This window comes from Dyella sp. (assembly GCF_051954575.1).
GTDB lineage: Bacteria > Pseudomonadota > Gammaproteobacteria > Xanthomonadales > Rhodanobacteraceae > Dyella_B.
This window is the reverse complement of record NZ_JBQCHP010000068.1, coordinates 21,706-29,086: the sequence shown is the minus strand read 5'-3', so window position 1 is coordinate 29,086 and position 7,381 is coordinate 21,706. Positions and strand designations below refer to the sequence as shown.

The 7,381-nt window shown below is 51.2% G+C and carries 5 protein-coding genes and 1 pseudogene; all 6 read right to left on the bottom strand.

The genetic code is table 11. The annotated features are described in order from the left end of the window. A partial coding sequence (locus tag ACTHNE_RS09405; RefSeq protein WP_440269120.1) for a transposase occupies window positions 1–150 on the bottom strand: 150 nt, incomplete at its 3' end. 4 nt (window positions 151–154) lie between these two features. Next, a pseudogene (locus ACTHNE_RS09400) lies at window positions 155–361 on the bottom strand (IS5/IS1182 family transposase); the annotation flags it as partial. A gap of 216 nt (window positions 362–577) precedes the next feature. Then, window positions 578–934, bottom strand: a complete 357-nt coding sequence (locus tag ACTHNE_RS09395) for a hypothetical protein (RefSeq protein WP_324944579.1) — start codon at window positions 932–934, stop codon at window positions 578–580. A gap of 14 nt (window positions 935–948) precedes the next feature. Further along, window positions 949–1,911, bottom strand: coding sequence for an RHS repeat domain-containing protein (locus ACTHNE_RS09390; RefSeq protein ID WP_324944574.1), 963 nt, complete (start codon window positions 1,909–1,911; stop codon window positions 949–951). Window positions 1,912–2,007: 96 nt separating this feature from the next. Next, window positions 2,008–2,160 carry a hypothetical protein gene (locus tag ACTHNE_RS09385; protein ID WP_324944571.1) on the bottom strand — a complete coding sequence of 51 codons (153 nt, stop codon included), beginning with the start codon at window positions 2,158–2,160 and terminating at the stop codon, window positions 2,008–2,010. 693 nt (window positions 2,161–2,853) lie between these two features. Then, a complete protein-coding gene (locus ACTHNE_RS09380) occupies window positions 2,854–7,374 on the bottom strand; it encodes a hypothetical protein (RefSeq protein WP_440269119.1) in 4,521 nt (1,506 codons plus the stop codon). Between the last annotated feature and the right edge of the window lie 7 nt (window positions 7,375–7,381).

The window sequence follows — 7,381 nt, the reverse complement described above, 5'->3', positions numbered from 1 at the left end:
TACCCAGTTATGCAACGTTTGCGGCGTACAGCCAAGCTTCGCGGCCACGGACTGGATCGTGGCCCACTCTGATGGATGGTCGGGCTGATGCTCGCGCACCATGCGCACGGCACGCTCGCGGACTTCTTTGGAATATTTTTGATTCGTCATGGCTCCATCTTCTCAAGATTGGGAGCCTCCGATGAAGCCGGGGCGGTTCAGGCTGACGGCCTCGCCGCCCTTCCGTCGGATAGTGGGGTTCCACCAGCGCTTCCAGTTCGTTCCACGGAACCACTTGCTCCATCTCAGCGAGAAATACCTCTCGCCGGGTTTGCTTCTTCTTCGTAGCAAAGTTCAAGGAGGCAAAGCTGGACTGTTTCATCACACTTCCTTCTTCACACAGCGGTCCAGCGCCATGATGCCTCAAGTGAGGAATAAATCAGAGATTCCTTAGGGTTAAAGGCGGAGCACAGCGTCCGGGCGTTTTTTACTCGAGAGCGACCAGAGCAAAAAAACAAGAAGATTAGAGTCGCCCTCAACGCAACCTACATCAATGCCCTGCGTAAGTGCTTCGACATCGGTGAAATACGCATTAATACTAAACAACTATCAATAGATCGCCGTATTCAATGGTAAAAGACTCGAATTGATCGCTATCATCAAAAACCATTAGCACAGCCCCGGACTTGAAATCCACCTGCATCCCTCCGTCGACCGTTGCCTTAGCCTCCCTGATGCAGTCTCCAATGAGCGGAAGTAGCGCCATGGCGTCTTCTACCGATCCGTTAAACCGTGTGTATGACCGCCCCAATGTACTGATAGCAAAGCTGGCGAATATCTTGATCGATACACGGTTATCTCCGCCGATGGTGAGTGCTCCTGCGCTTACACAAAGCTGTTCAATACATACGTCAGATAGAAACGACAGGTCGGTGGTGCTCTTAAGCCTATACATCTCGCGACTCCAAACTAATCATCAGTGGGTGCAGTGGGAGGTGGCGGCGCCTCTTGGGTGGATTGCTTCTCTGGAAGAGGAACATGAGTTCGAGCGCGAGATTCACTACGAGAGACACTCCCAGGCATCTTCCCTGTTGAAGGATCAATGTATTCGCCTTTCTCGTTTGTCTGACGCCAATATCCATTTGGATATTGCTTTGTTGGCGGCATTACGCGCACGGAATGACCAGGCGGAAGTTTGGTTGGCGCATTCTGAGGCGCATTCGTCGGTTCTGCGAAGTTTTCAGCTGGTTTCGCCCCGCCAGTGGTAGCTTTTGATGAAATCGGCGTCGTTGGACGCTGCATGGGATTTGCGTTGGCGGGCGCCTGCGACTTTGACATCGCCTGCGATTCTATTTGATCATTGAGAGCTAACTCGGCCGATTCGTCAGCAGCTACATTTCCTTCTCCACTTTCCGCCGCCTCCATGCCCGCACCGATCCTCTCCATCATTCTCCCCCCCTCAGGGGATCCCATGAAAGTACGGATGCTGTTCCATACACGCAGATACCAAGGAGAACCAGGATCCTGGCCATTCGGATCTATATTGAGTATTGGATTGTTATTTGCGTAATCGTATCGATTGAACTTAAAGAGATCAGCCTCGGACACGGCAACAGGGTCCACGCTCAAAAAATGTCCTGTTGCAGGGTCATAATATCTAGCTTGCATGTAAACAAGACCCGTTTCCGGATCACTTACATGCCCAATATAGCCAGGTCCGCTTGGTCCCGCCTTTGGCGATGTAGCACTATATGGAACGTAAGCCCCATATGGCATGTACTCAAACGTCGCTGTGATATTGCCATTTGCATCCGCCTCAGCCAGCGGCGTTCCCTGCGGATCGGTATATACATAGGTCACGGTCCCCGCGAGTGCCAATTTACAGATCGCCAGCAATGGCCACAAAAGCAATCCATTCAATAGCTTGTTCATATGCACCCTCTTGGCTTTCCTCATTCCCCGTCACTAACCTAGCCCTTCTCGAACCGCCGACAATCGCAGGACTCGGCACGCTCAGTTGAAGCTACATTACTGATTCAAGATATAGATAGATTGAAGGGTCGTCCCCCATCCCCCACATCCCGTACCCACAACTTCCAACTGCACCGACTTGCCAGCCACCATGGCACTCAAGGCTGCTGCATAGATCTCTTTTGCACCACCAAAGCCGAGGTTGATCATGAATGTATCCGTGCTACAGAACGCAGCGCTATCCACCCGAACGTAGACCTGACCACCGGTAGTCCCGTTGGCGTTGGCGTACGGCCGGAGCGAAATGATATGCACAGCCCCGCTTGTCGGTTCCGCACGGCAAATAACTGGCATAAATAAAGCAAAAAAGATTAAGAAAAATCGCATGCATATTTTCATAGACTTATTGCACCCTCTTTTCGACTGCATATGCAATCGGACCCATTAGCCTATCCGCCCGTATCGGACGCAATCATGGAGAAATACCGATACCGATGATAAGTGGTCGATTGTCGGCAGAGCATGTGGTGTTACTGACAACGATGCTCACATTTTGTCGACTGACCGTGACTGACAACGCAGTCGCCAGAAGCGTCTTAAACCCGCCGCTCGGGGAATATATGCTGTAAAGATCAGTAGCTGTGCAATGCGCCGGATTGACAAACGGTGCCGACGTACTTAGAGAGAACGCATCATTCGCCCATCCGCCGTTAAATACCGTTACCGGCGCTGGTGCAGATCCAGTTTGCGCCGAAGCGGGCGACGCCATAACTAGCGATAGAAGCAAATAGGCTCGCTGCCGTTTGATTCTTGAAACCATTCCTACTCCCCCACTGAAAACAGAAAAGACATGCTGATTTGAAATCATCGCCAGCAATCTCGCTCAAGGTAGCGCCGGCACGATTAATTGTCGTCCAAAATCAAGTTGATGATGGGTGACATATCCACAATAACTTGAATGGTTACAGCCGGGCACCATGGTCCACAGCCAGCACCATTGCACGCCTGAACCTGATAGGCGTAGCCTCCGATGGGTTTATTCGTCGCATTCCACGAACCGTTCGATCCGCTGTAGACAGTGGCCCATGCCCCGCCTTTGTACTGCTCTTGAAGGTTGTACGTTGCCGCCTTGTCGACACCCGTCCATAACACAGTGTAATTGGCAGGTATGCCCGATCTATTGACCATCAACAGAGGCGCCAGAGCGGGGGTAGGCGATGGGGCCTGTGTGTTGACCGTCACTTCCGCTGGAGCGCTCCAAGCGCCGCAGTTACCGGTTGAGGCGCAAGCGCGGACACGATACTGGTAAATCCCGCTGGCAGCACCAGAGATGTCATAGCCATTCGTAGAACCGACGTAGATCGTTGTCCAAACGCCATTAACCACCGACTGCAGCTCGTAGCTGGATGCACCAGTGATGTTGTACCAGCTCACGGTGTAGTACCCCGTTGAGCTGTACGATGGAGGGAACAGCACCGACACACCCGTGCTTCCCGTATTTACGCCGCCAGCCAGGGCGTCTTTCGCCACCAGCTTTGTCCCCAAATAGAAGAAGTTGGTACTGGTGCCGACCGCACTGTCCCATTGATACAACAGTTGACCGGACTGATTGTAAAAATAATAGGTCGGCGCCCGATCATTGGGTGTCTTGCTCACTCGCCGACCAGCTGCGTCGTAGCCATAACCCTCCAGGCCAGGTATTTGCAGCAGCTGGTTTTCAGCATCAAACAGATACTGCTTGGTGACACCTCCACTGGAAAGGCTGGCTCGATTACCTTGCACGTCATAGCCGAAGCTGGTTGTGACACTGCCGTCTTGCATCACATTGGCAAGATGATTGGCGGCGTCGTAATTGAAGGTAAGCGTCGTGCCAGCGGTTAAACGACTACGTAGATTATTGAGCGGGTCGTAGGTGTAATTTTCCGTCCCGTACAAATTATTTGCCGTTGCGCCAGTCAAGCGGTTAAGAGTGTCGTAGCTGAAAGTCTTGGTGCGCTGGCCGTTAACAATGTCACTGACTTTGGTAATGTTGCTATCGGCGTCGTAGCTATAGTCCTCGCTGAGCGCTAGCGTGCTGCCAATTCCGTAGCTGAAGTTGCTAAGCAACTGGCGAGCATTCTGCTCGGCCACGTAGCTGGCGCCGTTTCCGAAGTTGAAGCCGGCTACTTGGCCATTAGGAAAATAGGTGACGCCGCTGGCGTAGCCGCTCACCTGGGTCGCTCGGCCCATAGCATCGGGAGCATATGTCGCAGTTTCGCCGTCGGGATAGGTGATGACGTTTAGGCTCCCGTACCCGTCATGTTGATAGCCGATTGTCCAAGGATTTTGTCCGTTCACTTGCAGCGCCTCGCGAGTCAGCTGCCCCAATTTATTATGGCTGGCCATCCAAACACTGGTGCCCGACACCGCACTGTACAGATTCCCCAACTGATCATAAGAGTACGTAGTGGCTTGGGTCCCCACTGGCGGCGTTACGGTCTTCACACGATTTATCGCATCGTAGGTGCGTATAGTGCGGGCACTGGTGGCTACTTGATCTTGACCACAATCCGATCCGGTAATGTTTTGCCCCATGGCTGACCATACGACATTGTCAGCCGCATCGTAGGCAACTACAGTACTTCCGCTTTCTGGCTCGATGGTACGGCAAAGGCGATGGTTTGCGTCATAGACCAATGTCTTGGTGACGCTGTCCGTCTCGTTTCCATAGGCACCTGACTGTGTAATGGCGGTAGCGCTGCCAAATATGTCGCGCGTAATAGTTTGCGTAATGCCAGCAGGCGCTTGAATTAATATAGGCTCATCGTATGACGGAGTATCAAAGGACTGATAACTGGTGGTAGTTATGTTTCCCTTAGGATCCGTCACCTGTGTCTTCGCACCGGATAGATAGGTTGTGGATGATGTCAGCGTGCCAAGCTCAGATGTCTGTTGCGTTGACACAGGCCGATTAAGAGCGTCAAAGGAGGTGTTTGTTCCCACGCTTATTGCGCCGATATCAGGCGCTCCGCTGACTGGATAAGAGACAAATACCTTATTTCCCAGCCAGTCGTAGTCGATTCGTGAGCTTATGTGCGAACTGCTGTCATTAACGTTGGATGTGTCGTTAAGAATTGGGCGCCAAAAAACATCGTACAAAGTGGTTTGACTTAGCGTCCCTTTCGTTATTGTACGGCGCCAGTGGTTGGCGGCTACTCCACGCTCCGCAGTATTCACGAAGTTGTACGTATAGACCGCTGGATACCAGGGTTGTTCGTCACCGCTCGGATAAGTCGTTTGGGTCACGCGCCCAACCGAATCGTAGCTATAGCTAGTCGTACTCCCCATCTGGTCCGTCACACTAGTAACGTTCCCCGAATCATCCACAGATAAACTTTCCTGAGCGCCATCAGCGTAAGTTGCGTACTGAGGAATGCCTCGTTTCCAATTGCTTAAAGTAGTTGTATTACCTAAACCATCTTTAATCTGGTATAGCGTCCCGTCTGCGTTATAGCTCAAATTCTTTTTTAGCGCCCCAAATCTGTAGTAATCGATAGGTAATGCTGTTGTAGGATCATAATCGAAACGATCGACCTCAATGCCGTTAGCGGTCGTCCTTGCAATTTGTCCTACCACCCAGCTTGAAAAATTATCTGAATACTGTGTTACCTCAGTTTTCGCGTAACCAAGTGAATTGTTCTTTGTCACGTTGACGGCTCGCGCAAATACGTCGAACGCATTTACGGTATACGTATAATTGACACCGTCTTGGTTAATGGTTTGTGACTTTAAGGGTTGATAGATCTCGCCATCCGGATCACACCGATTGCATGGAGATTGACCAATCAGCGCGGGATATGGCTGGCCACCAGGATCCAGCAAATAGCTCTTGTTTTCTGTGCTCGAAGTGGCGCCTCCTTTTCCAATTTGGACCTCAAGCTCTTTACCCTCCGCTGAGTTGTACTTATTACTATAAGTATGAATGGCCCAACTTCCGTCTGGATTAGTAACGGTTACATTTTTTGTAGTGGGACAAGATGTTGTGCATTGTTGTGCGTAACTGCTATTGGCTGGACCGTACGAATATGTCCAGAGCAAAGGCGAAGTAAACCCAGCACCCGAAATCTGTTTTGAATCAATAGACAGAACATCAATCACGTCAGATTGCGCGGGATAGGACCCACCCCCGTCCGTATATACGCACGACTGTGGAACGTTCGATCTTCCGTGCCTCCTGGCGCTGAATGTAAATACGCCTACCGCGCCAGAGGGATGCGTCAAGGTTACTTGCACATTCGCAGAACCGTTGAGAATTGGCGAGTCACCGCAATCTCCGCCATTCGAGTAGGACATACCCGCTGGGGCGAGCTTGCTAAAACTTAGCGACCAGGTGCTGTTGTCTGGCAAGGAAACCCCAATTAAGCCCCCGGATGCATCGTAGGAATACGTCCATGTTTTGCCATTTGCGGTAGCCGTCGCGATTCGCCCAGCGGGGTTGTAACTCAGATTTATTTGGCGACCATCGCTAGCGACTATATTCAATAGGTGCCAGGGGTTTGCGGGATCGTACGTATACGTAACCGTATTTCCGAAACGGTCCTGTATCTTAGTTGGAAAGATCCAATCCTCTTCTCGGTTCAGTGTCGTTTTGGCGCATCCATTTGCGCAAACCCCGTAAGGCTTCTGGATAGGCTTATATGGACGAGCAACGATCCAATTGAACCAGTACTTTGTACCCGTAGGAGATATACCCAAAAAGCCTTCTCCCGCCACACCATTCGCCGTACTGGTTAAGCATGAAAATACCCACTTATTACTTGTAGCCCAATAGTACTGCCTACCATCAGAAGGCCTGTCCATGTCTCCCTGCGAGATCACCAACATCTTCTGATCGCCGTCACCAGGTATATATACGCTGTTGCCGTACCAATATTCTGCTGATGAAAAAGGGTAGGCAGGCGAGCCGTTTTCATTAGGTGGCGTTGCAGAGAGATAGTTGCTCGTATCTACAGAGCAACGCTGATTTGGCAAGCCGGATGTCGATACCTGCCAGCCGACACTTCCCGCACTGGAGATTGCAGCAAATATTCCGTGAAGGTGTGGAACATCAAGTTCCCAATCGCCAAACAGCCCCGGGTACAGGAACATTCCAGGATACATACCGGTGCCATCATGTCTATCTTCAACTATATATCTTCGACCAACCGCAACAGACAGGGAATTATTTCCCGGAATGGACACATCCATCGTCCTGAACTCTGCAGCACCCGTGTACATACTTACCTGATCGCCAAACAGGTCGGGACCAAGCGTCATAACGTCCGTTTTGGGCTTTGTAAACTTGGAAAAGTCTACGCCAACATTCCCAGAAGCGTCTTGTGCCCTAGCAATGGTCACAAAGCAGGCCATTGCAATCGCAACTGTCCATTTACCAAAGTTATTCATGAGCATC

Excerpts from the sequence above, each read along its gene's own strand:
- ACTHNE_RS09395 (WP_324944579.1), bottom strand. The coding sequence starts at position 934 with ATGTATAGGCTTAAGAGCACCACCGACCTGTCGTTTCTATCTGACGTA.
- ACTHNE_RS09390 (WP_324944574.1), bottom strand. The coding sequence starts at position 1,911 with ATGAACAAGCTATTGAATGGATTGCTTTTGTGGCCATTGCTGGCGATC.
- ACTHNE_RS09385 (WP_324944571.1), bottom strand. The coding sequence starts at position 2,160 with ATGATCAACCTCGGCTTTGGTGGTGCAAAAGAGATCTATGCAGCAGCC.
- ACTHNE_RS09380 (WP_440269119.1), bottom strand. The coding sequence starts at position 7,374 with ATGAATAACTTTGGTAAATGGACAGTTGCGATTGCAATGGCCTGCTTT.